20 protein-coding genes are annotated in these 24,178 nt (G+C 68.2%); all 20 read left to right on the top strand.

Going from position 1 to position 24,178, the window contains the following annotated elements; genetic code table 11:
* The first annotated feature begins 3 nt into the window (after window positions 1–3).
* Entirely contained in the window at window positions 4–273 is a 270-nt protein-coding gene (locus tag QRO91_RS12480; RefSeq protein WP_005413254.1) for a flagellar biosynthetic protein FliQ, read from the top strand.
* Between the two features lie 13 nt (window positions 274–286).
* Window positions 287–1,078, top strand: a complete 792-nt coding sequence (gene fliR, locus QRO91_RS12475; protein WP_099552064.1) for a flagellar biosynthetic protein FliR — start codon at window positions 287–289, stop codon at window positions 1,076–1,078.
* A 275-nt stretch (window positions 1,079–1,353) separates the two neighbouring features.
* Window positions 1,354–3,486, top strand: coding sequence for a bifunctional diguanylate cyclase/phosphodiesterase (locus QRO91_RS12470; RefSeq protein WP_197620529.1), 2,133 nt, complete (start codon window positions 1,354–1,356; stop codon window positions 3,484–3,486).
* Between the two features lie 210 nt (window positions 3,487–3,696).
* The gene (locus QRO91_RS12465; protein WP_285310414.1) at window positions 3,697–5,943 is read left to right on the top strand and encodes a CocE/NonD family hydrolase; all 2,247 of its coding nucleotides are present in this window, start codon (window positions 3,697–3,699) and stop codon (window positions 5,941–5,943) included.
* Between the two features lie 237 nt (window positions 5,944–6,180).
* A complete protein-coding gene (gene flhB, locus QRO91_RS12460) occupies window positions 6,181–7,311 on the top strand; it encodes a flagellar biosynthesis protein FlhB (RefSeq protein ID WP_005416428.1) in 1,131 nt (376 codons plus the stop codon).
* A gap of 44 nt (window positions 7,312–7,355) precedes the next feature.
* Complete coding sequence (gene flhA, locus QRO91_RS12455) at window positions 7,356–9,416, top strand: flagellar biosynthesis protein FlhA (protein ID WP_197651028.1); 2,061 nt, start codon at window positions 7,356–7,358, stop codon at window positions 9,414–9,416.
* 145 nt (window positions 9,417–9,561) lie between these two features.
* Window positions 9,562–11,184 (top strand): flagellar biosynthesis protein FlhF, encoded by a 1,623-nt coding sequence (gene flhF / locus QRO91_RS12450; RefSeq protein WP_197633624.1) that lies wholly within the window; start codon window positions 9,562–9,564, stop codon window positions 11,182–11,184.
* On the top strand, window positions 11,171–12,058 hold the full coding sequence (locus QRO91_RS12445; RefSeq protein WP_049426835.1) for a P-loop NTPase: 888 nt from the start codon (window positions 11,171–11,173) through the stop codon (window positions 12,056–12,058). Before flhF ends, QRO91_RS12445 begins: the two co-directional genes overlap by 14 nt.
* Window positions 12,055–12,798, top strand: coding sequence for an RNA polymerase sigma factor FliA (locus QRO91_RS12440; RefSeq protein ID WP_005413248.1), 744 nt, complete (start codon window positions 12,055–12,057; stop codon window positions 12,796–12,798). Before QRO91_RS12445 ends, QRO91_RS12440 begins: the two co-directional genes overlap by 4 nt.
* 57 nt (window positions 12,799–12,855) lie before the next feature.
* The gene (gene cheY, locus QRO91_RS12435; protein WP_005413247.1) at window positions 12,856–13,248 is read left to right on the top strand and encodes a chemotaxis response regulator CheY; all 393 of its coding nucleotides are present in this window, start codon (window positions 12,856–12,858) and stop codon (window positions 13,246–13,248) included.
* Window positions 13,248–13,853 (top strand): protein phosphatase CheZ, encoded by a 606-nt coding sequence (locus QRO91_RS12430; RefSeq protein WP_006442968.1) that lies wholly within the window; start codon window positions 13,248–13,250, stop codon window positions 13,851–13,853. Before cheY ends, QRO91_RS12430 begins: the two co-directional genes overlap by 1 nt.
* Before the next feature lie 2 nt (window positions 13,854–13,855).
* A complete protein-coding gene (locus QRO91_RS12425) occupies window positions 13,856–15,685 on the top strand; it encodes a chemotaxis protein CheA (RefSeq protein WP_197651018.1) in 1,830 nt (609 codons plus the stop codon).
* Window positions 15,686–15,786: 101 nt separating this feature from the next.
* Complete coding sequence (locus tag QRO91_RS12420; protein WP_005409527.1) at window positions 15,787–16,527, top strand: flagellar motor protein; 741 nt, start codon at window positions 15,787–15,789, stop codon at window positions 16,525–16,527.
* 1 nt (window position 16,528) lies between these two features.
* The gene (gene motD, locus QRO91_RS12415; protein WP_049426838.1) at window positions 16,529–17,545 is read left to right on the top strand and encodes a flagellar motor protein MotD; all 1,017 of its coding nucleotides are present in this window, start codon (window positions 16,529–16,531) and stop codon (window positions 17,543–17,545) included.
* 4 nt (window positions 17,546–17,549) lie between these two features.
* The gene (locus QRO91_RS12410) at window positions 17,550–18,332 is read left to right on the top strand and encodes a ParA family protein (protein WP_005413243.1); all 783 of its coding nucleotides are present in this window, start codon (window positions 17,550–17,552) and stop codon (window positions 18,330–18,332) included.
* Window positions 18,329–19,582, top strand: a complete 1,254-nt coding sequence (locus tag QRO91_RS12405; RefSeq protein WP_285310413.1) for a chemotaxis protein CheW — start codon at window positions 18,329–18,331, stop codon at window positions 19,580–19,582. The genes QRO91_RS12410 and QRO91_RS12405 overlap by 4 nt, the downstream gene beginning before the upstream one ends.
* A gap of 81 nt (window positions 19,583–19,663) precedes the next feature.
* The gene (locus QRO91_RS12400; protein WP_049426841.1) at window positions 19,664–19,972 is read left to right on the top strand and encodes an STAS domain-containing protein; all 309 of its coding nucleotides are present in this window, start codon (window positions 19,664–19,666) and stop codon (window positions 19,970–19,972) included.
* A complete protein-coding gene (locus QRO91_RS12395) occupies window positions 19,969–20,334 on the top strand; it encodes a response regulator (RefSeq protein ID WP_005409521.1) in 366 nt (121 codons plus the stop codon). The genes QRO91_RS12400 and QRO91_RS12395 overlap by 4 nt, the downstream gene beginning before the upstream one ends.
* A gap of 45 nt (window positions 20,335–20,379) precedes the next feature.
* Window positions 20,380–22,371, top strand: coding sequence for a chemotaxis protein CheA (locus QRO91_RS12390; protein WP_100443528.1), 1,992 nt, complete (start codon window positions 20,380–20,382; stop codon window positions 22,369–22,371).
* A 396-nt stretch (window positions 22,372–22,767) separates the two neighbouring features.
* Window positions 22,768–24,178 (top strand): MCP four helix bundle domain-containing protein (locus QRO91_RS12385; RefSeq protein WP_285310412.1); only part of this gene is annotated, 1,411 nt, incomplete at its 3' end.

Genomic DNA, 24,178 nt, shown 5'->3' with positions numbered 1-24,178 from the left:
CGAATGTCTCCCGAACTTGCCCTGACCGAACTGCGTGGCGGCCTGATCACCGTGTTGTGGGTGGCCGGCCCGCTGCTGCTCACCGTACTGGTGGTGGGCGTGGTGGTCGGCGTCGTGCAGGCCGCGACCCAGCTCAACGAACCGACCATCGCCTTCGTCGCCAAGGCGGCGGCGCTGACCGCGGTGCTGTTCGCGCTGGGCAGCCTGCTGATCGGCCACCTGGTTGAATTCACCACGCTGTTGTTCCAGCGCATCCCGCACCTGATCGGCTAGGACACACGCTTCGATGGACGCCGCCACCCAGATGGCTGCCGACGGCCTGCAGGCCTTCGGCATGATCGGCACCGTACTATGGACCATGCTGCGCATCGGTGCGGTGGCCATGGCCATGCCCATGGTCGGCACCCGCGCGGTGCCGGCGCGGATCCGCGTGATCCTGGCCGGCACCCTTGCCATCGCGTTGGCACCACTGCTGCCGCCGGTACCGGACTGGACCGGCTTCGACGCCGCCACCGTGCTGACCATCGCCCGGGAACTGGCCATCGGCGTGTCCATCGGCTTCCTGCTGCGCCTGGTGTTCGAGGCCGGTGCGCTGGCCGGCGAACTGATCGCCCAGGGCACCGGCCTGGCCTTCGCGCAGATGAGCGACCCACTGCGCGGCGGCACCTCCGGCGTGATCGGGCAGTGGTTCTACCTGATGTTCGGCCTGCTGTTCTTCACCGCCAATGGCCACCTGGCGCTGATCTCGCTGGTGGTGGACAGTTACCGGGCACTGCCGATCGGCGCCCCGCTGCCCGACCCGCACGCGTTCTTCAGCATTGCCCCGACCTTCCTGCTGACCGTACTGCGCGGCGCACTGACCCTGGCCATCCCGCTGACGGTGGCGATGCTGGCGGTCAATCTGGCGTTCGGCGTACTGGCCCGCGCCGCCCCGGCGCTGAACCCGATCCAGTTGGGCCTGCCGGTCTCGCTGCTGCTGGGCCTGTTCCTGCTGGCCCTGCTGGCCGGTGAAATGGGGCCGCCGGTGCAGCGCTTGTTCGATGCCGCCTTCCAGGCTGCGGACGCGGTTACACACTGACCTGATCATCACGTTTTACTGGTTGCCATGCCTTCGTTTCTGTAGAGCCGAGCCCAAGCTCGGGTGCCATTGGCCGGAGCCCTAGCCGAGCATGGGCTCGGCTCTACAGGGGCGCAATTTCACGTCTTGCCGCTTGAAGTCCCCCCGGGTCCACGCGTTAGAGTGAATGCGCGGCGCCCAGGGGGACGCCGCGTCTGGTCGACGCACTGCGTCGGCCTGCCTCATGCATGCCCCACCGTGGTTTCCGTCGACAGGCAGGTCCGGGAGACTGACGAATGCTGGTAGGCACGTACAATCCTTGGCTGGTGGCGATCTCGTTGCTGGTCGCCGTGATGGCTTCGTACACCGCGCTGGCGATGGCCGGGCGCACCGTCACCGCACCAGGCAAGGGCGCGGCGTGGTGGTGGCGCCTGGGGGGCGGCTTCGCCATGGGCCTGGGCATCTGGTCGATGCACTTCATCGGCATGCTCGCCTTCGACCTGCCCATTCCACTGGGCTACGACCTGCCCATCACCCTGCTCTCGCTGGCGTTGGCGATCGCCTCGTCTGTGTTCGCGCTGTGGCTGGTGTCACTGCGCACCCTGCCGCATCCCCGCCTGGCCGGCGGGGCATTGCTGATGGGTACCGGCATCGCCTGCATGCACTACGTCGGCATGGCGGCCATGCGCATGCAACCCGGCATCGACTATGACCCGGGCTGGCTGCTGTTCTCGCTGATGGTGGCGGTCGCCGCCTCGTGGACTGCGCTGTATGTGGCATTCCGCCTGCGCGCGCAGCGCACCCGTGTCGGCGACCGCCTCGCGGCCGCCGGCCTGCTCGGGCTGGCCATCGTCGGCATGCACTACACCGGCATGGCCGCCGCACGCTTTCCGGAAGGCAGCATCTGCGGCGCGGCGGTCGGCGATGGCCTGCAGAGCGAATGGCTGGCCATGCTGGTGGTGCTGCTGACCGTCGCAATCCTGGCCGTGGTGCTGGTGGTGTCGTGGCTGGACCAGCGGGTCGAGGCCCAGCTGCTGCGCCTGCGCAACTCGATGTTGAGCACCTCCCTGACCGACGCGCAGCAGGAGCTGACCCAGGCTGCACTGCATGATCCGCTCACCCGCCTGCCGAACCGCCTGCTGCTGCAGCGGCGCATCGTGCAGGCGCTGGCCGAGGCCGAACAGGGCGGCAGCCGTTTCGCAGTGATGTTCATGGATCTTGACGGCTTCAAGCAGGTCAACGATGCCTATGGCCACCAGGCCGGCGACGCGCTGCTGGTGGCGGTGGCCGAGCGCACCCGCCAGCTGCTGCGCCCCCATGACATGCTGGCCCGCCTCGGCGGCGATGAGTTCGTGCTGGTGGTACGCATCGAGCACGACGAGGATCTGCCTACCCTCGCCCGGCGCATCCTGCAGGCGGTCGGCAGCGGACCGCTGCTGCCGGACAACGAACTTCAGGTAACCGCCAGCATCGGCGTGGCGATCTGCCCCGACCATGCTGCCAGCGAGCGGCAGCTGATGGCGTTTGCCGACGCGGCGATGTACCAGGCCAAGGAGTCCGGACGCAACGCCTTCGTGCTGTTCGCGGACTGGATGAACGACAGTGCCGAGCAGCAGTTCCGGCTGCTGGCCGACCTGCGCCGGGCGATCGGCAGCGACCAGTTGTTCCTGAACTTCCAGCCCAAGATCCGCGTCGCGACGCAGAAGGTGGCCGGCGCCGAGGCGTTGATCCGCTGGCGGCATCCGGAACATGGCCTGATCCCGCCCGATCGATTCATCCGCCTGGCCGAGCGCAGCGGCGCGATCAACGACATCGGGCGCTGGGCGCTGGACCAGGCCTGCCAGCAGCTGCGGCGATGGCACGATGCCGGTCATGAAGGCTGGTCGATGTCGGTGAACCTGTCGCCGGTGCAGTTCAGCTCGCCGCACCTGCTGCAGGACGTGCGCACGGTGATCGAGCGCCACAACATCGCGCCACGGCACCTGGTGCTGGAAATCACCGAAAGCACGGTGATGCGCGATACCGACACCAGCCTGCGCCTGTTGCAGGCACTGTCGGCACTGGGCGTAGGCATTTCCATCGACGATTTCGGCACCGGCTATTCCAGCCTGCTGTACCTGAAGCGGCTGCCGGCCACCGAGATCAAGATCGACCACGCCTTCGTGCGCGACCTGGAGCACAGCGCCGAGGACGTGGTGATCGTCTCGGCGATCGTGGCGCTGGGCCATGCGCTGGACATGGACATCGTCGCCGAAGGCGTGGAAACCGCCGCCCAGCGCGCCTACCTGGAGCGTCTGGGCTGCGACTACCTGCAGGGCTACCTGCTGGGCCGGCCGGTCGATGCAGCGCGCTTCATGCAGCTGCACGACCTGCCACGGCCGCGGGTGGAACTGGCGCAGAGCCCGCCGCCGCAACACCCGCCCGGATAACGCCTCGCGGCGCGGCCGCCCGCCATCACGGAACGACTCCTTCGACACCCTCCTGTAGAGCCGAGCCTGCGCTCGGCTGCGCTTCGCGCTTGAGCCAACCGCAGCCGAGCATGGGCTCGGCCCTACAAATGCCCCGCGCCTCCTGTAGAGCCGAGCCTGCGCTCGGCTCCCGTATGATGGGCCGCGCGACCGTCATGCAAGGAAGAGCCCGTGGCACTCCGCACCACCCTGGCAGGTCTGCTGCTGGCCCTGAGCTGCGCCCGCGCATTGGCCAGCGATCTGTCATGGTCGCTGCCCGCGGATGCATCTCCCGCGCAGACCGACGCAGCCCTGCGAACACTGGGCACCGAGCTGCTGAAGTCTGCCTCCCTGACCGACGCACAGCGCAGCCACGCGCTGCTTGCGCTGGACCGGACCAGCGAAGCGCGGCGATCGATCCAGCAGGCACGCGCATCGCTTGCAAGCGACGGTGATACCGCGGCGGTGCAGCGCTGGGTGTCGATGCTGCTGCTCGCCACCGCCGGCGAGCAGGACGCAGCGGGGTATGCGCGTGCCTTCCACAGCACCTTCGCTGCCCTCGACGACGTTGCCGCGGTGCAGGCCGATGCCGCGCTCTCGGCTGAGCCAGCCCCGGTGCGCGCGCAGCTGGAGCAGGCCATCGCCGCGCAGGCGGGGGCCGCGACCGTCACCGAGGCCGTCGCCCTGGAACTGCTGCGCCTGCGGGCGGTACTGCGTGCACAGACCCTTGCCGCCGCACTGGCCCCTGCGCTGGTCGCCGCGGAAGAGCAGCGTCGCTTCGTCATCGACGATGCCCTGCGCATCCCCGCCGGCGATGGCGTCGTGCTGTCGGCGCAGCTGGCACGGCCACGCGCCGCCAGGGCTCCGCTGCCTGCAGCAATGCTGTTCACCATCTACACCGATCCACCCAAGAACCGGCAGAAGATGCTGCTGGCCGCCGCACATGGCTACGCCGGCATCGTGGTCGATGCCCGTGGCAAGGGTCGGGGCATCAGCACCATCGCTCCCTATGAGCATGACGGCGGGGACGCCAACGCAGCCATCGACTGGATCAGCCACCAGCCGTGGAACGATGGCCGGGTGGCCATGTATGGCGGCAGCTATGAGGGCTTCACTGCCTGGGCGGCGGCGCGCCATCACCATCCCGCACTGAGGACCATCGTGCCCTACGTTGCCGCCATCCCCGGCCAGGGCCTGCCGATGGAAAACAACGTGTTCCTGAGTGCCAACTACGGTTGGGCGTTCTATGTGGCCAATGGCCCGATGCTGGACAACGACACCTACAACCAGAACGAGCGCTGGTCGCAGCTGCCGCGCCGCTGGTATGCCTCCGGCCGCCCCTACCGGCAGATCGACCAGGTCGATGGCACGCCGAACCCCTGGCTGCAGCGCTGGCTCGACCACCCGGCGTACGACGCTTACTGGCAGTCAATGGTTCCCTATGGCGACCAGTTCGACGACATCCGCATCCCGGTACTGACCATCACCGGCTACTACGACGATGGCCAGATCTCGGCACTGCAGTACTTCAAGGACCACCTGCGGCACCGCCCCGATGCGGACCATGCCCTGCTGATCGGCCCCTACGACCATCGTGGTGCGCAGTCGGCGGTCAAACCGCTGCAGCTGCGTGATTACGCGGTCGACCCCGCCGCGCAGTTCGATACCCCGGCAGTCACCTTCCAGTGGCTGGACCATGTGCTGCGCGGCGCGCCGCGTCCTGCGCTGGTGCCCGACCGCGTGAACTACCAGCTGATGGGCGCCAACCGCTGGGGCCATGCGGCAACGCTGGACGCCGCCGCGGGTGCCCACCGCCGCTACCACCTGTCGGCCGCACCCGCTTCGGCCGATGGCTACCACCGCCTGCAGGAACAGCCGCCAGCGCCAGACCAGCTGGGGCAGACCGTGGACCTGGCCGACCGCAATGAAATGCGGCATGGCTACTACCCGTTCCCGATCATCGCAGCACAGGACGAAAGGGATACGGCGCTGTCCTTTGTCACCGATCCCTTTACAGGCCCGATGGATCTGGTGGGCAGCTTCTCCGGCGACCTGAAGGTCCGGATCAACAAGCGCGACTTCGATTTCACCGTCACCCTGTACGAACTGATGGCCGATGGACGCCGGATGCAGCTGTCCTACTACATGGGCCGGGCCAGCCACGTGCGTGACCCGACCACGCGCCAGCTGCTTCAGCCAGGCCAATGGACCCACCTGCCCTTCGACCGCACGCGCATGGTGGCGCGCCGACTGGCCGCCGGCAGCCGCCTGCTGGTGAAGGTGGATGTACTGAAGGACGCGATGCACCAGGTGAACCACGGTACCGGCCGCGATGTCAGCGACGAGAGCGTGGCCGATGCGGGTGAACCGCTGCGGGTGGACTGGCACAGCGACAGCATGTTGTCGATTCCGCTGCAGCCGGTGAAGCCGGACGGATGATTGCGCCGGGCACGGCCCGGCATTGCCCGTGCCGCCGCCCGCCATCACGGAACGGTTCCTGCAACACCCTCCTGTAGAGCCGAGCCTGCGCTCGGCTGCGCTTCGCGCCTGGGCCCAACCTCAGCCGAGCGTGGGCTCGGCTCTACAGTAGATCCACGCCATGCGTGGATGCGCCACCCGCCATGCGTGGAACGGTTCTTGCACGCACCCCGGCATCCCCTGCCGTAGTGCCCCGTGATGTCCGAGAACGAATCCGCCGGCGAAAAGACCGAACAACCGACCGAGAAACGCCTGCGCGACGCCCGTGAACAGGGCAACCTGCCGCGCTCGCGCGAACTCGGCACGGCCGCCGTATTCGGCGCCGGCGTGCTGGCGGTGATGGCGATGAGTGGCTCGATCGGCCGTGGCGCCACGGCCTGGATGAAGCAGGCGCTGAGCCCGGAACAGAGCCTGCGGCAGAACCCGAAGGAGCTGTTCGGCCACTTCGGTGACCTGCTGCTGCAGTTCATGCTGGTGATCGCGCCGCTGGTGCTGGTCTGCCTGCTGGCCAGCTTCGTCGCCCCGCTGGTGATGGGAGGCCTGCGCTGGTCGCAGAAGGCGTTGCTGCCCGACATCAACCGCATGAACCCGATGAGCGGGCTCAAGCGCCTGTATGGCCCGGAGGCCATCGCCGAGTTCACCAAATCGCTGCTGCGCGTGGCCTTCGTAGGCGTCGCCGCCGGCCTGGTGGTCTGGACCGGCTTCGACACCCTGCGCGGGCTGATCCATCACCCGCTGGAGACGGCCATCACCGACGGGCTCGGCTTCACCCTGCGCCTGCTGCTGGCCACCGCCGGCGCCATGCTGGTGCTGGCCGCCATCGACGCGCCGTACCAGCGCTGGAACTGGATGCGCAAGCTGAAGATGACCCGTGAAGAGCTGCGCCGGGAAATGAAGGAAAGCGAAGGCAGCCCCGAGGTGAAGGGCCGCATCCGCCAGCTGCAGCAGCAGATGGCCAACCGCCGGATGATGGAAGCGGTGCCCACCGCCGACGTGGTGGTGGTCAACCCCACCCACTACGCGGTGGCCCTGAAGTACGAAGGCGGGGCCATGAACGCCCCCACCGTGGTCGCGCTGGGCGTGGACGAGACCGCCCTGCGCATCCGTGAGGTGGCCGACGGCAACAAGGTCGCGATCGTCTCCGCCCCGCCTTTGGCACGCGCCTTGTATCGGGAAGGCCAACTCGGAAAGGAAATCCCCGTGAGACTGTATTCGGCCGTCGCCCAGGTCCTGTCCTACGTCTACCAGCTGCGCGCCTGGCGCACTGGCCCGATGCCGGACGCCCCGCACATCCAGGTGGATGAATTCGGCAAGGGAGGCCGCCCGTGAGCGCCCAGCCCTCCGCCGGATTCAATACCCGCCGCGCCCTGGAAATGATCCGCCAGGGTCTTGGCGCACCGCTGATCGTGCTGGCCCTGCTGGCCATGGTCGTGGTGCCGCTGGCCGCGCCAGTGCTCGATGCACTGTTCACCTTCAACATCGCCATCTCGCTGATGGTGCTGCTGGCGGTGGTCTACGTGAAGCGCCCGCTGGACTTCACGATCTTCCCGATCGTGCTGCTGATCACCACCATGCTGAGGCTGGCGCTGAACGTGGCGTCCACCCGCGTGATCCTGCTCAACGGCCAGAACGGCCACGACGCCGCGGGCAAGGTCATCGCCGCCTTCGGCGAATTCGTGATCGGCGGCAACTACGCGGTCGGCATCGTGGTCTTCGCGATCCTCACCATCATCAACTTCGTGGTCATCACCAAGGGCGCAGGCCGCGTCTCCGAAGTGACCGCGCGCTTCATCCTGGACGCGATGCCCGGCAAGCAGATGGCGATCGACGCCGACCTCAACGCCGGTTTGCTGACGCGTGAAGAAGCCAAGCTGCGCCGCGAGGAAGTCCGCGAGGAAGCCGACTTCTACGGCGCGATGGACGGTGCCAGCAAGTTCATCCGCGGCGACGCCATCGCCGGCATCCTGATTCTGTTCATCAACATGCTCGGCGGCCTGGCCGTGGGCGTGCTGCAGCATGGCATGCCGTTCGGCGAAGCCGCTGCCACCTACACCCTGCTCTCCATCGGTGACGGCCTGGTGGCGCAGCTGCCGGCCCTGCTGGTGTCCAGCGCGGTGGCGATGCTGGTCACCCGCGCCTCGCGTTCGCAGGACATGGCCCAGGCCATGACCGGCCAGGTGTTCGGCCAGTACCGTGCGCTGGCGATCACTGCCGGCATCATCGGCGTGGTCGGCCTGGTGCCGGGCATGCCCAATGTCGCTTTCCTGACGCTGTCCGCGATCCTCGGCTTCATCGCGTGGAAGGTCTATCGCAAGGGCAAGGCTGCCACCACCGATCCGGGAGCTGCAGGCAACGACGCCGCTGCGCTCAACGCATTGGGCCGCCCGTCCGCGCCGGCACCGACCGCCGAACTGAGCTGGGACGAGCTGCGCCCGGTCGATCCGCTGGGCCTGGAGGTCGGCTACCGGCTGATCCCGCTGGTGGACAGCAACCAGGGCGGCGAATTGATGGCGCGCATCAAGGGTGTGCGCCGCAAGTTGACCCAGGACGTCGGCTTCCTGATTCCGTCGGTGCATATCCGCGACAATCTGGAGCTGCCGGCCAATGGTTACCGCGTGCTGGTGCACGGCGTGCCGGTGGCCACCGCCGAGATCCACCCGGACCGCGAACTGGCGCTGGACCCCGGCAGTGCACTCGGCGCGCTGGAAGGTATCGCCGGCAAGGACCCCGCGTTCGGCCTGGATGCCACCTGGATCCAGCCGCACCAGCGTGCCCAGGCCGAAACGCTGGGCTACACCGTGGTCGACCCGGCCACCGTGGTCGCTACCCACCTGTCGCACCTGATCCGCGAGCACGCGCCGGAACTGCTCGGCCACGAGGAAGTGCAGCACCTGCTGGCCAACCTGGCCAAGAGCGCGCCCAAGCTCGTCGAAGATCTGACGCCGAAGGCGCTGCCGCTGTCGGCGGTGGTGCGCGTGCTGCAGAACCTGCTGGTCGAGCGCATTCCGATCCGCCAGCTGCGCAAGATCGCCGAGGCACTGGTCGAACACGCGCCCAGCAGCCAGGACCCGGCGGTGCTGACCGCTGCCGTGCGCACCGCGCTGGGCCGCTTCATCGTGCAGGAGATCGCCGGAATGTCGGCGGAGCTGCCGGTGTTCACCCTCAACCCGCAATTGGAACGTGTCTTGCAGGAGTCCACGCAGGGCAACGGCGCCGCGCTGGAACCCGGACTCGCTGAGCGACTGCACCAGAGCCTGGCCGAATGTGTCAGCAAGCAGGAAGCCCGCAACGAGCCCGCGGTCGTGCTGGTACCTGGCCCGGTGCGCGCCGCGCTGGCCCGCCTGGTCCGCCACAGCGTTCCGTCGCTGTCGGTCCTGGCCTACAGCGAGGTGCCGGAGGACAAGCGCCTGAAGCTGGTCGGAACGATCAGCTGACGCCGCCCTCCGATGCGCCAGAAAACAGACACCACTTTCGAACCAACGCAACAGACAGATACCAAGGGGAACCCGCACCGTGCAGACCACCGACCACCCGAGTTCCCCGACCGCCACCCCGCCGTCTTCGTCCCGTGACCACAGCATGAAAATCAAACGATTCGTCGCCGCCGACATGCGCTCGGCCATGAACCTGGTGCGCAAGGAACATGGTCCTGACGCCGTGATCCTGTCCAACCGCCGGATCGAGGAAGGCATCGAGATCGTCGCCGCGGCCAACTACGACGAGAGCGCCGTGCAGCGCGCACTGGAAGCCTCGCGTCGTGACGTCGCCCCGCCGCCGGCACCGAAGCCGCGCACCGCCGCCGACGCGGTGATCGCCGCGGTGACCCGCCGCCGCAGCGCTACCCCGGCGCCGGAGCCGGTGGCCGCCACCACCTCGGCCGTGGCCGCCCTCGCCCGCGCCGCGGTCGGTGCCACCGGCCGCACCCTGGACAGCGCCGACGAGATCGTGCCGACCCGCGGCAGCACCGGCTTCGCCGCGACCCTGGCCCGCGCTGCCGTCAACGAACCGGCGCTGCCCGAACAGATCTTCGCCCCGTTCGCCGAGGCCATCGTTGCACCGGCACCGGCCGTCAGCGCGCCAGCCAACCGTGCCCGCTTCCAGATCGACCCGCCGCACGACATGCATCACGAAAGCGTGCCCCCCGCCGTGCAGCCGCCGCCGCTGCCGGGCGCGGCCGTCGCCGAACCGCAGCCGGCCATCGCCGCCAGCGAACCGGCGTTGGCCGATGCCAGCGCCGAAACCGCGCCGGAGCCCACCCTCGCCCCGGCCCCGGTGCTGACCGTGGTTGCCCAGGACGACGCCGAGATCCGCCAGCTGCGCCAGGAAGTGGCCGGCATGCGCCAGGTGATCGAGCGCGAGATGAACCGCTTCACCGACGAGCGCCTGCGCGGCTGCCCGGTGCGCGCCACCGCGCTGGACCTTATGGACGAGTACGGATTCGACGCCGGGCTGGCCCGCGACGTGGCCATGCAGATCCCGCTGGAGACCGAAGCCCACCGTGGACGCGGCCTGATGCTGGGGCTGATCTCGCGCAAGCTGCCGATCGCCCCGGTCGACCCGCTGGAAGAAGGCGGCGTGATCGCGCTGGTCGGCCCGACCGGCGCCGGCAAGACCACCACCATCGCCAAGCTGGCCTCGCGCTTCGCCGAGAAGCACGCCCCGCGTGACGTCGCCCTGGTGACCACCGACACCACCCGCATCGGCGCCCGCGAGCAGCTGTACGGCTACGGCCGCCAGCTCGGCATCGCGGTGCACGAGGCCAACAGCGGCACCGACTTGGACCAGCTGCTGGAACGCCTGAAGGACTACAAGCTGGTGCTGATCGACACCGCCGGGCTGGGCCCGCGCGACCGCGCACTGGCCGCCCAGCTGCAGTGGCTGCGCGCCGCCCGCCAGGTCCGCACCCTGCTGGTGCTGCCGGCCAACACCAGCTTCGGCGACATGGACGAGGTGGTCCGCCGCTTCGGCGCCGCCAACCTGCAGGGCCTGGTGCTGAGCAAGCTGGACGAGACCGGCCGCTTCGGCAACGCCCTGTCGGTGGCCGTGGACCATGCCCTGCCGATCACCTGGGTGACCGATGGCCAGGACGTTCCGGACGACCTGCACCGGGCCAGTGCAGCCAATCTTGTACTTCGCCTTGAAGATTTGCGCCGAGCGGCCGATATGCCCTGCAACCCGGAGTTGAACCATGCCGTCGCGTGAGTACGCCAAGCTGACCAAGACCTTCCCGCTGTCGGCCACCCGCAGCGAGCCGCTCGGCCCTGTGCGCACCCTTGCCGTCACTGGCGGCAAGGGCGGCGTGGGCAAGACCAATGTCTCGGCCAACCTGGCCGTGGCACTGGCCGGCATGGGCAAGCGCACGCTGCTGCTGGACGCCGACCTTGGCCTGGCCAACATCGACGTGATCCTGGGGCTGAACCCCACCTTCACGCTGGCCGACCTGGTCGCCGGCCGCTGCTCGCTGGACGATGTGATCGTCGAAGGCCCGAACGGCGTGCTGGTGGTCCCGGCCGCGTCCGGCCGCCGGCACATGGCTGAGCTGGCCCCGGCCGAGCACGTCGGCCTGGTCAACGTGTTCTCCGAACTGGAACGCGAACTGGACATCATGGTGGTCGACACCGCCGCCGGCATCACCGACGGCGTGCTGACCTTCTGCCAGGCCGCACAGGACACCGTGGTGGTGGTCTGCGATGAACCCGCGTCGATCACCGACGCCTACGCGCTGATCAAGGTGCTGTCGCGCGAACGCGGCGTGGACCGCATCCAGGTGGTGGCCAACATGGTGCGCGACCCCAACGAGGGCCGCGTGCTGTACGAGAAGCTGACCCGCGTCTGCGAGAAGTTCCTCGCCGATGTCTCGCTGAACTACCTGGGCTGCGTGCCGCAGGATGACTGGCTGCGCCTGTCGGTGCAGCGCCAGCAGCCGGTGGTGAAAGCCTATCCGTCCAGCCCGGCAGCACTGGCGATCACCGAGATCGCGCGTCGCACCGCACGCTGGCAGGCGCCAACCGAACCGCGTGGCGGCGTCGAGTTCTTCCTCGAGCGCATTCTCAAGCAGCGCGGGGTGGCCGCATGAAAGGCGCAGCCCAGTACCGGGAGGTCCAGCGCTCGGCGGCCAACGAGGTCATCGCCCAGCACTCGGACCTGGTGCGGCGCATAGCCCACCACCTGGCCGCGCGGCTGCCGGCCAGCGTTGAAGTGGACGACCTGATCCAGGCCGGCATGATGGGCCTGATCGAAGCCTCGCGCAGCTACGACGCCGACCAGGGCGCCTCGTTCGAGACCTATGCCTCGATCCGCATCCGCGGTTCGATGATCGACGAGATCCGCCGTGGCGACTGGGTGCCGCGCTCGGTGCACCGCCGTGCCCGCGATGCCGCCGCCACCATCCGCCGCCTGGAACAGAGCAGCGGCCGCGCCGCCAGCGCCACCGAAGTGGCCGCCGCGATGGAGATGCCGCTGCCCGAATACCTGCGGTTGATGGAAGACGCCGCACGCGGCCAGGTACTGAGCCTGGAATCGCGCATCGAGGACCAGGGCGAGCTGGACACCGTCGCCCAGGGCGGCCCGACCCCGCAGCAGGTGCTGGAGCGCGGCGAATTCGGCCGCGAGCTGGGCAAGGCCATCGGCCACCTGCCCGAGCGCGAACAGCTGGTGCTCTCGCTCTATTACGAGCAGGAACTGAACCTGAAGGAGATCGGCGCGGTGCTCGGCGTGAGCGAGTCGCGGGTCTGCCAGATCCACGGCCAGGCGGTGCTGCGCCTGCGTGGCCGGCTCAAGATTTTCGAGGCGGCGGACGCCGGCCTGGAAGAATGAACATGCCCGAGGCGGCTGCCCCCGGCCGCCCGGAATGAACAACAAAGGAACTCTGCTTTGAACAAGAACATGCGCATCCTGATCGTCGACGACTTCTCGACCATGCGTCGAATCGTCAAGAACCTGCTGGGCGATCTGGGCTTCACCAACACCGCCGAAGCCGAGGACGGGCATGCCGCGCTGTCGCTGCTGCAGAGCCAGCCGTTCGATTTCGTGGTCACCGACTGGAACATGCCGGTGATGACCGGCATCGAGCTGCTGAAGGCGATCCGCGCCGATGCCAAGCTGAAGACCCTGCCGGTGCTGATGGTCACCGCCGAGGCCAAGCGCGAGCAGATCATCGAAGCCGCCCAGAACGGCGTGAACGGCTACATCATCAAGCCGTTCACCGCGCAGACGCTGGAAGAGAAGCTCGGCAAGATCTTCGAACGCCTGGCGGCCAGCGCCTGATGGATACCACGGTCGACAAGAACGCCCTCGCCCTGCGCCTGCAGGAAGCCCTGGACGCACTGGAGTCCGGTGACGAAGCCGCCTGGCGGCAACGCATCGACGGACTGGTCGCGCTGCGTACGCAGCCGATGATGAGCGGCCTCTCGCGGCTGGCCCGCGAGCTGGGACAGGCACTGGGTGAACTGCCGACCGTGCCCAGCGAGGCCGGTGAGCTGGACGACGCCTGCGCACGCCTTGACCACGTGGTGGCGATGACCGAACAGGCCACGCACCGCACCCTGGACCTGGCCGAGGAATGCCGCAGCCTGACCGAACAGCTGCGCGCCGAAGGCCTGCAGCCGGGCCAGGACGCGCAGCTCGAGCGCATCCGCCACAACCTGACCGAGATCGCCCTGACCCAGAGCTACCAGGACCTGACCGGGCAGATCATCCGTCGCGTGGTCGGCATCGTCCGCCGCGTGCACGAGGGCTTTGGCGCACTCGGCCTGCCGCCGGAACAGCATCGCACCGATCCGGAACTGGCCGGGCCGGCACTGAAGGGACTGGACCGCCACGCGGTCTCGCAGAACGACGCCGACGACCTGTTGTCGGATCTGGGGCTGTAAGCATGAGTGCGGTATCCGACGACATCACTGCCGATTTCATCATCGAGGCCCAGGAAATCCTGGATCGCCTGGGCGAACAGCTGGTGTCGCTGGAGCAGGCACCGCAGGACACCGAGCAACTCAACGCGGTGTTCCGCGGCTACCACACGCTCAAGGGCGGCGCCGGCTTCCTTGGCGTCACCGCCATGGTCGAGCTGTGCCACGCCGCTGAAGAAGCACTGGGCATCGCGCGTGCCGGGCAGGCGGTACTGCAGGCCCACCACTTCGACGCCGCCCAGCAATCGCTGGACTACCTGCAGTCGATGCTGGACGCCGTGTCCTCCGGTACGGAGCCGGGCTATGCGCCGCCGGACCTGATCGCGCAGTTCGACATGAACGGTGGCACTGCCGCACCGGTCGCTGCGGCCGCGCCTGCGGCAGGTGGCAGCGATCTGATCACCGACGACGAATTCGAGGCCCTGCTCGACCAGCTGCACGGCGGCAACGCGCCGACCGCAGTCGCGCCGGCGAAGAAGGCCGACGACGGCCTGATCAGCGAAGACGAGTTCGAAGCCCTGCTGGACCAGCTGCACGGTGGCGCTGCGCCAGGCGCCAAGCCTGCTGCCGCCGTCGCGGCGGCACCCGCCGCAGCACCGCGCCCGGCACCCGTCCCGGCATCCGCAGCCAAGCCTGCAGCCAAGCCGATGGCCGAGGCCGAGCACACCGTGCGCGTGGACACCAAACGCCTGGATGCGATCGTCAACCTGATCGGCGAACTGGTGCTGTCACGCAACCGCCTGAAGACCCTGCGTGCACGCCTGCGCGACGAGGAGCTGGACCGCGCCGTATCGACGCTGGACATCGCCACTGCCCGCCTGCAGTCGGCGGTGATGCGTACCCGCATGCAGCCGGTTGGCAAGGTGTTCTCGCGCTTCCCCAAGGTCGCCCGCGACGTCGCCCGCTCGCTGAAGAAGGAAGTGGACCTCGAGCTGGTCGGCGCCGAGACCGAGCTCGACCGCAACCTGGTCGAAGCACTGGCCGACCCGCTGGTGCACCTGGTCCGCAACGCCATCGACCACGGCGTGGAAATGCCCGACCTGCGTGAAGCACAGGGCAAACCGCGGATGGGCCATGTGCGCCTGTCCGCCCAGCAGGAAGGCGACTACGTCAGCATCGAGGTGCAGGACGATGGCGCCGGCATCGACCCGGAAAAGCTGCGTGCCAAGGCGCGCGAAAAGGGCCTGATCGATCCGGAAGCCGCCGCTCGCCTGAGCAGCGAGGAATGCCTGCACCTGGTGTTCCTGCCCGGCTTCTCGACCAAGCAGCAGGTCACCGACATTTCCGGCCGTGGCGTCGGCATGGACGTGGTGCAGTCGCGCATCCGCGAACTGAGCGGCCAGATCCAGATCCAGTCGGAACTGGGGCGTGGCAGCCGCTTCCTGATCCGCGTGCCGCTCACCCTGGCGATCCTGCCAACCCTGCTGGTGCAGGCCGGCGAGGACGTCTACGCGCTACCGCTGGCGCGCGTGATGGAAGTGCTGCACGCACCGCGCACGTCGCTGGGCTGGTTCGATGGCCGCGCCGTGCTCGACCGCCGCTCGCACACCCTGCCGCTGGTCGACCTGCGCCAGTGGCTGGATGTGACGCCCGCCGCGTCGACCCTGCTGACCATCGTGGTGCTGCAGGCCGGTGAAGCGCGCTTCGGACTGGTCGTGGACCAGGTGCGCGGGCGCGAGGAAGTGGTCATCAAGCCACTGCCGAAAGCCCTGCGCGGCCTGCGCGGTTATGCCGGTGCAACCTTGATCGGCGATGGTCGCATGGCACTGATCCTGGACGTGGACGGCATCCGCTGAACACCGCCGGGCGTGGCCCGGCGACCCGAAAACTGTGACTACCGTCTGTACGCGTTCTCCCGGTGTCTCAAGTCCCATTCATACAAGCCGATACCGGAACCATGGATAGACTCAGCCTCATTGGACTCTTTCTCGCCCTGGCCTCGCTGGTCGGTGGCAGCATCCTCAAGGGCGCCGGCCTGGCGTCGCTGTGGTCGCCTGCGGCGTTCGTGATCGTCATCGTCGGCACCGTTGCCGCGATCCTGCTGCACACCTCGCCGGCGGTGTTCAAGCATGCGTTCAAGATCGTGCGCTGGGTCGTGCGCCCGCCGCACAGCGATCGTCGCGAACTGATCCAGCAGATCGTCGAGTGGAGCAACATCGCCCGTCGCCAGGGCCTGCTGGGCCTGGAATCGCAGGTGGAAGCGCAGCAGGATCCGTTCCTGCGCAAGGGCCTGCAGTTGCTGGTGGACGGCGTCGAGCCTGAATCGATGCGGCACATGCTGGAAATCGAACTGGGCAGCCAGGAACACCAGGACCAGGCCGGTGCCAAGGTATTCGAGGCGATGGGCATCTATGCGCCCACGCTGGGCATCATCGGCGCCGTGCTCGGCCTGATCGCGGTGATGAAGAACCTGGCCGACCCGAGCAAGCTGGGCCACGGCATCGCTGCCGCGTTCACCGCCACCATCTACGGCATCGCCTCGGCCAACCTGCTGTTCCTGCCGATCGCGGCCAAGCTCAAGAGTGTGATCTCGCACAACACGCGCGACCGCGAAATGGTCATCGAAGGCCTGATCTCGATCGCCCAGGGCGAGAACCCGCGCAACATCGAAACCAACCTCTCCGGCTTCCTGCACTGACATGGCCCGCCGCAAGCACCACGAAGAGCACGCCAACCATGAAGCATGGGCGATCCCCTATGCCGACCTGATGACGCTGCTGCTCGCCTTCTTCGTGGTCATGTACGCGATCTCTTCGGTCAACGAGGGCAAGTACCGGATCATGGCCGACGCGCTCACCGATGCCTTTGGTGGTGCGCCGCGCACGATCAACCCGGTGCAGGTCGGCAACAAGCAGGTGCAGGGCGGCGGCTGGGACAGCCCGTCGGTGATCAAGTCCGGCACCAAGATCGGCCCCTCCGCGCCGGCGCCGTCGCACGACCCGACCCTGCTGCCGTCGATGGCCTCGCAGATGCGCATGCCGGTCTCGGTGCACAACCAGGAACAGATCGCCCGTGCCGAGCGCCAGCTCAACAGCATCGCCGACCGCCTCACCGCCGCGCTGGCGCCGCTGATCGACCGCGGCATGATCAGCGTGCGCCGCACCGAGCTGTGGATCGAAGTGGAGATCAACAGCGACATCCTGTTCCCCACCGGCTCGGCCGCGCTGGACATGCATGCACGGCAGACGCTGGCCAGCCTGGCCGAGGTGCTGCGTGACGTGCCCAACAGCGTGCGCGTGGAAGGCCATACCGACAACGTGCCGATCGCCACCGCCACCTTCCCCTCCAACTGGGAGCTGTCGGCCGGACGCGCGGCCAGCGTTGTGCACCTGTTCGCCGACCAGGGCGTGCAGCCGTCGCGGCTGGCGATGGTCGGCTATGGCCAGTTCCGTCCGCGCGAAGAGAACGACAGCGCACAGGGGCGCAACCGCAACCGCCGGGTGATGGTCATCATCCTGGCCGACACCTCGCATGCGGTGGATCCACTTGGCCAGCGCCTCAATGCGGCCACCGGCGCCGCCGACAACAGCACCACCGAACAAGCCGCCGCAACTCCGGCTAACGCCCCCACGTCCCCCATCGCACCGGTGAAGTTGCCGCCGGTGCCGGCTGGCAGCCGTGTCGGCGCCGCCGTTCCCCCGGCAATGAAGGAGTAAACCGATGCGCATCTGGGCAGTCGCCAACCAGAAGGGCGGAGTCGGCAAGACCACCACCACCCTCGCCCTCGGCCGTGGCCTGGCCGCGCTTGGCCATCGCGTATTGCTGATCGACCTCGATCCGCATGCCTCGCTCAGCCGCGCCTTCGGCGTGCCGGTGGATCCGCCGCCGGCCGGCGTACTGGAACTGTTCGGCGCCCCGCCGGCAGATCTTTCCAGCCTGTGCCATGCCAGCAGCATCCACGGTCTGGACTATGTCTGCGCGCAGTCGGCGCTGGCCACGCTGGAGCGCCGCAGCGCCAACCAGCCCGGCCTCGGCCTGGCCCTGCAGAACGCGCTGGCGCGCCACCAGGGCCAGCACGACTACATCCTGCTGGACTGTGCCCCCACCCTCGGCCTGTTGATGATCAATGCGCTGGCCGCTGCGGACCGCCTGATCATTCCCACCCAGGCCGAGCCGCTGGCCCTGCACGGCCTGGATGGCATGGTCCGCACCGGCGAGATGGTCGAGCGCTCGCGCCGCCGCCCCCTGCCGATCTCGATCCTGCCGACCCTGTTCGACCGCCGCACCCGCGCCGGCAACGAATCGCTGCGCACCATGCAGGATCGTCACGGCACCCGCGTGTGGGAAGACGCGATTCCGATCGATACCCGCATCAGCAATGCCGCAGGCCTGACCCTGCCCAGCGTCGGCGAGGACTACCCCGGCCGCGGCCTGGCCGCCTACCGCCGCGCCCTGAACTGGATCCTCGGCGAAGATGCCCGTGCCCTGGAGCAGGCGGCATGAACAGCACAGGCGTATTGGACGACTACCTGGACGAACTGCTGGGCGAAGCGATTGTGGCGACGCCGCCCTCCACCCTGTCATCCGACAACGCCGGCCCCTGCCCGACGAGCGCGGTAGCGCCCGAGCGTGAGCCGACCTGGGACGACCTGCCCGCCGAAGTCATCTACGAGACGGACGCCGTCGTCGCGCAGCCCGCTGCAGACAACGCAGCCCTGGAGGCCGCCTTCGACGCCGCCTCCACGCCCGCGACCGTGACCGACACGGAACGCGAGCCGACATGGGACGACCTGCCGGCCGAAGTGATCTACGAAACCGGAACCGTCGCCCCAACTGCCGAGGACACGGCCGCGCTGGAGGCCGCTTTCGAGGCCGCCACCAGCGGTAGCGCCGGGCCGCGCCCGGCGAGCGAAGCGGCCGCCGAACGCGAGCCGACATGGGACGACGTGCCCGATGAGGTCGTTCATGAGACCGCACCCGCCCTCGATCCGGTCACAACCAAGGCCGGCCCAGAGCCCACCTGGGACGACTTGCCCGACGAAGTGATCTACGAGACCGACGCGGCCGACAGCCATCACCTCGCCCACACTGACAGCCCAGGGCTGCAGGCCGCATTCGAAGCCGCCGCCGGGGGCGAGGATGTCCCCACGCCGCCGCCGGCCGTGGTCGCGCCCCCGGCACCGCGCCCTGTACCTGTACCTGCACCTGCCCCGGCGGCGCGCGTTGCCGTGGATGCCCCGGCCAGCAGCCGTCCCGGCACCTGGCAGGAGCTGCAGGCACAGGCGCACCAGCCCGCCAGCAGCCCACACCCACAGAACCGCCGCGCCGGCGAGCGTACCTCGCGCTGGCTGCGCCTGCGCTGCGGGACCCAGGCGTATGCACTGGAACTGCTGAAAGTGCAGGAAGTGGTGTTGCCGGTACCGCTGCTGCCGTTGCGCGGTACTGCGCCGGCGATGCTCGGGATCATGAACCTGCGTGGCCAGGTGGTGCCGGTGATGGACCTCGGCCTGCACCTCGGTGCCGCGGCAGCGGAAGACGACGCCCAGACCCGCATCGTGGTGCTGGAAGAGGATGGCGAGACCATCGGTCTGCGTGTGTCGGCAGTGGAAGATGTCGCCAACCTCACCGATTCGCAGATCGAACCCCCGGATACTGCCCGTATCTGCCAGATCTCCAATGATCTGTTCCGCGGCGTCGCCCGGGTCAGCCAGCGGCCGATGATCCTGCTCGATGCCACGCGGCTGTTGAGTTGAGCCGACGCACCGCGTCGATTCCTCTAAAGAACCCCGCCGGGGTGCCGTTATGGATCACGGAACCGTTTGTCCGGAGCAACGATGAGCACTGTCGAACTGGGTGAGGATCTCGGCATCGAGAGCACCACCGAGCTCAAGAACCGCCTCGCCCCGCTGGTGGCGCAGGCAGGCGAGCTGATCCTGGATGCAAGCCAGGTCGCCCGCATCCACACGGCAGCCGTGCAGGTGCTGTGTGCCTTCGTGCAGGCCCGCCGCGAGGCAGGCCTGGGCACCGGCTTCCACGGTTGCACCGCAAACTTCCGTGACGCCGCGCGCCTGCTGGGCGTCACCCAGGCCCTGGGCCTGGACGTAACCCATGACAACCTGAAATCTGTGGAGAACGCTGCATGAGCGCACGTATCTTGGTGGTGGACGATTCGGCGTCGATGCGCCAGATGGTTTCCTTCGCCCTCACCTCGGCCGGTTTTGCCGTCGAAGAAGCCGAAGACGGCGCGGTCGCGCTCGGTCGCGCCAAGGGCCAACGCTTCAACGCGGTGGTCACCGACGTCAACATGCCGAACATGGACGGCATTGCGCTGATCCGCGAACTGCGCCAGCTGCCGGACTACAAGTTCACCCCGCTGCTGATGCTGACCACCGAGTCGGCCGCCGACAAGAAGTCCGAAGGCAAGGCCGCCGGCGCCACCGGCTGGCTGGTCAAGCCGTTCAATCCGGAACAGCTGGTCGCCACCGTGCAGAAAGTGCTGGGCTGATCGCCCGGCACTGCTCCCCCTCTTCGCTTCCGGACCACCACTGCCATGAGCATGGACCTGCAACGCTTCCACGCCACCTTCTTCGAGGAGAGCCGCGAAGGCCTCGACGCGATGGAGGCTGGCCTGCTGGCCCTGGAATCGGGGCAGCAGGACGCGGAGATCATCAATTCGGTGTTCCGCGCCGCCCACTCCATCAAGGGCGGCGCCGGCACCTTCGGCTTCGATGCCATCGCCGGCCTGACCCACGTGCTGGAAACGCTGCTCGATGAGCTGCGTGCCGGCAAGCGGGCCCTGGAAGGCCACGCTGTCGACGCCATGCTGTCCTCGGTGGACGTGCTGCGCGCGCTGCTGCGCGAGGCCGAGCACGGCCAGGCTGCCGACCCCGCCGCTGTTGCTGCGGTGAAGGCACGCCTGGAAGCCGTTCTCTCCGGCCAGGCCGCACCGAGCGCGCCGGCCGCTGCCGCCGCCAAGGTGGACGATACGCCGGAAGCCTGGCAGATCGGCTTCACCCCGGCACCGTCGCTGTTCATGAGCGGCAACGATCCGTTGCGCATCATCCGCGAACTGGAACACCTCGGTTCGCTGCAGGTGGCCGCGCGCATGGAACGCCTGCCCGGATTTGCCCAGCTCGACCCGCTCGAGGCCCACCTGGCGTGGGACCTGGGCCTGGTCGGCAAGGTGCCGCGCAGCAAGATCGAAGACACCTTCGCCTGGGTACTGGACGACTGCGAGCTGGACATCCGTCCGGCAGCGCCGCCGAGCCTGGCTACCCAGGCGCCCGTTGCAGCAACCCCTTCCACGCCTGCTGCCATCGCACCGGCAGCGCCTGCTGCGCCAGCCGCCAGCGGCGCTGCCAGCCAGGAAGCCGAGACCTCGATCCGCGTCAGCGTCGACAAGGTCGATGCGCTGATCAACCTGGTCGGCGAACTGGTCATCACCCAGGCCATGCTCAAGCAGGTCTCGCACGCGCTGGACCCGGTCCACGCCGAGAGCCTGTTTGCCGGGCTTGACCAGCTGGAACGCAACACCCGCGACCTGCAGGAAGCAGTGATCGGCGTGCGCATGCTGCCGGTCGATGCGGTGTTCCGCCGCTTCCCGCGCCTGGTCCGCGACCTGTCCAGCCGCCTCGGCAAGCAGGTGCGCCTGCGCACCGTCGGCGAAGGCACCGAGCTGGACAAGGGCCTGATCGAGAAGATCGCCGATCCGCTGGTGCACCTGGTGCGCAACTCGATCGACCACGGCCTGGAAATGCCCGATGTGCGCCGCGGCGCGGGCAAGGACGAGACCGGCACGATCACCCTGGCCGCTTCGCATCAAGGCGGTCATATCGTCATTGAAGTGAGCGACGACGGCCGCGGCCTGGATCGCGCCAAGATCCTGGCCAAGGCCACCGAACGCGGCCTGGCCGTGCCGGACAACCCGACCGATTCGCAGGTCTGGGACCTGATCTTCCAGCCCGGCTTCTCCACCGCCGATGCGGTCACCGACCTGTCCGGGCGCGGCGTCGGCATGGACGTGGTCCGCCGCAACATCCAGGCGCTGGGTGGCGAGGTGCAGATCGAAAGCAGCCTCGGCGCCGGTACCCGCACACTGATCCGCCTGCCGCTGACCCTGGCCATCCTCGATGGCATGACCGTGGCCGTGGCCGGCGAAACCCTGATCCTGCCACTGGCCTATGTGCTTGAGGCGTTGCAGCCGCAGGCCGAGGACATCCGCAGCATGGCCGGCGAAGGCCGCGTGCTGCGCGTGCGTGGCGAGTACCTGCCCATCCTCTCGCTGAGCGAGTACTACGGCTACGGCAACCGTGCACCGGGCAGCGAATCGCTGGTGGTCGTGGTCGAAGGCGATGGCCAGAAGATCGCACTGGAAGTGGACGAGCTGGTCGGCCAGCAGCAGGTGGTGGTGAAGAACATCGAGAACAACTACCGCCGCATCGGTGGGGTGTCCGGTGCCACCATCCTTGGTGACGGCCGCGTGGCACTGATCGTCGACATCGGTGGGCTGGTGCGTTCGCTGCGGATGCCGCAGGCCGCCTGATCCATCCTGCAAGCGTTCATGAAACCGCCGCCCTTCGGGGTGGCGGTTTTTGTTTGTGCACGTTCCGGCGATGGGGCGGCGATGGGGTCAGATCCCTTTCCTGCGGAAAGGGATCTGACCCCCGCCTGACGGCGCCGCCCATTCCGTGAACTTCGTCGCCATGATGGTTTCGCGCGCAACCACGCCACTCAAGCGAAGCCCCGCCGCTACGCCACTTTCGCGCCCTTATCCCTACGCATCCGAATGTGATCTGCGTCCATAAAGTCCGCGCAGGTTGCGCCGCTATTCCGCAATGACGGCCGTCACCGAACCACCACCGGGCACTCCCGTTCGCTCTGCAACCACCCCCAAACCGGCGCACAGACGCCGGCACTCTGCCCACCTGGAGCACCCTGCATGAAGTGGTTCCAAGATCTGCCCATCGCCCGCAAGCTGGCCGTGGGGTTCACCCTCACCACCTTGATGACCCTGGTCCTCGGCGCCTTCGCACTGGTGCGTCTGAGCGAAGCCAACGCGCAGCTGCGCGAGATGGCTGGCAACGACATTCCGTCGGTGCAGCACCTGGGCGAGGCGCGCTCGCAACTGGGCGAGTTCCGCACCTACGAACTTGCACAGCTGAGCATGCTCGACCAGCCGGAGAAGGTCGCCGACTACAACAAGCGCATGGACGACACCGCCAAGGCCGTGCATGACGAGCTGGCCGCGTACTCGGCGCTGCCGGCGCTGGCCAAGGAGCGTGAACTGTATCGCGCGGCGAGCGCGCAGCTGGATCGCTACTTCGCCGCCAACAAGGCGATGCGCGACGCCGTGGCTGCCGGTGATGGCGCACGGGCCCAGCAGATCTCCGACGAGCAGTCGCGCCCCGCGCGTCGCGATCTGTTCGCTGCAATGAAGGCACTGGGCACCCACATCGCCGGCCAGATGGACGGCAAGATCGCCGGCGCCAATGCCACCCACCGCACCAGCATGATTGCCATCGTCGGCTGCATGGTGCTGCTGTCGCTGGTCGCAGCCGTGCTGGCCGTCGTCATCTCGCGTGCAGTGACCGGCCCACTCGGCAAGGCCGTGCATGCCATCCAGGCCGTCGCGCGCGGTGATCTCAGCGTCAGCACCCAGGCCACCAGCAAGGACGAAGCCGGCAAGATGCTGGCAGCCACCGCCGAGATGACCGCGATGCTGCGCCGCTTCAGCGAGCAGACCCAGCTGATGGCGCAGATGCATGCCGGCCCGGACATCAGCCACCGCATTCCCGAAGACTTCCCGGGCGTCTACGGCCAGCTGGCCAACGGCATCAACACGGTGATCTTCGAACACCTCGATGCGATCGTCGATGCCATTGAAGTACTCAACCAGTACGCCATCGGCAATCTGACCCCGGACGCACGCCGCCTGCCCGGCAGCCGCGCCATCCTGCATGAATCGATGGATGCCGCCAAGGCCAGCCTGCTGGCAATCAATACGCAGATCCAGCAGCTGGCTGCAGCAGCGGCCGCAGGCGACTTCAGCCAGCGCGGCGACGCCCAGCGTTTCCAGCACGACTTCAAGCTGATGATCGAACACCTCAACACCATGATGCAGGTGGCTGACGGTAACCTCGGCCAGCTCTCGCAGCTGCTGCAGTCCATTGCCGCAGGCGACCTGACCGCGCGCATGGATGGCCAGTTCAACGGCGTGTTCGCACGCATGCGCGACGACGCCAACACCACCGTTGCGCAGCTGACCCAGATCGTCGGCCAGATCCAGGCCAGCGCCTCCAGCATCACCCTGGCCGCCGGCGAGATCGCCTCCGGCAACAGCGACCTGTCGC

It is taken from the genome of Stenotrophomonas maltophilia group sp. Smal32, from assembly GCF_030237085.1.
Classification (GTDB): Bacteria; Pseudomonadota; Gammaproteobacteria; order Xanthomonadales; family Xanthomonadaceae; genus Stenotrophomonas; species Stenotrophomonas maltophilia_Q.
The sequence above is the reverse complement of the archived record's forward strand: the minus strand, read 5'-3'. Positions and strand labels throughout refer to the sequence as shown.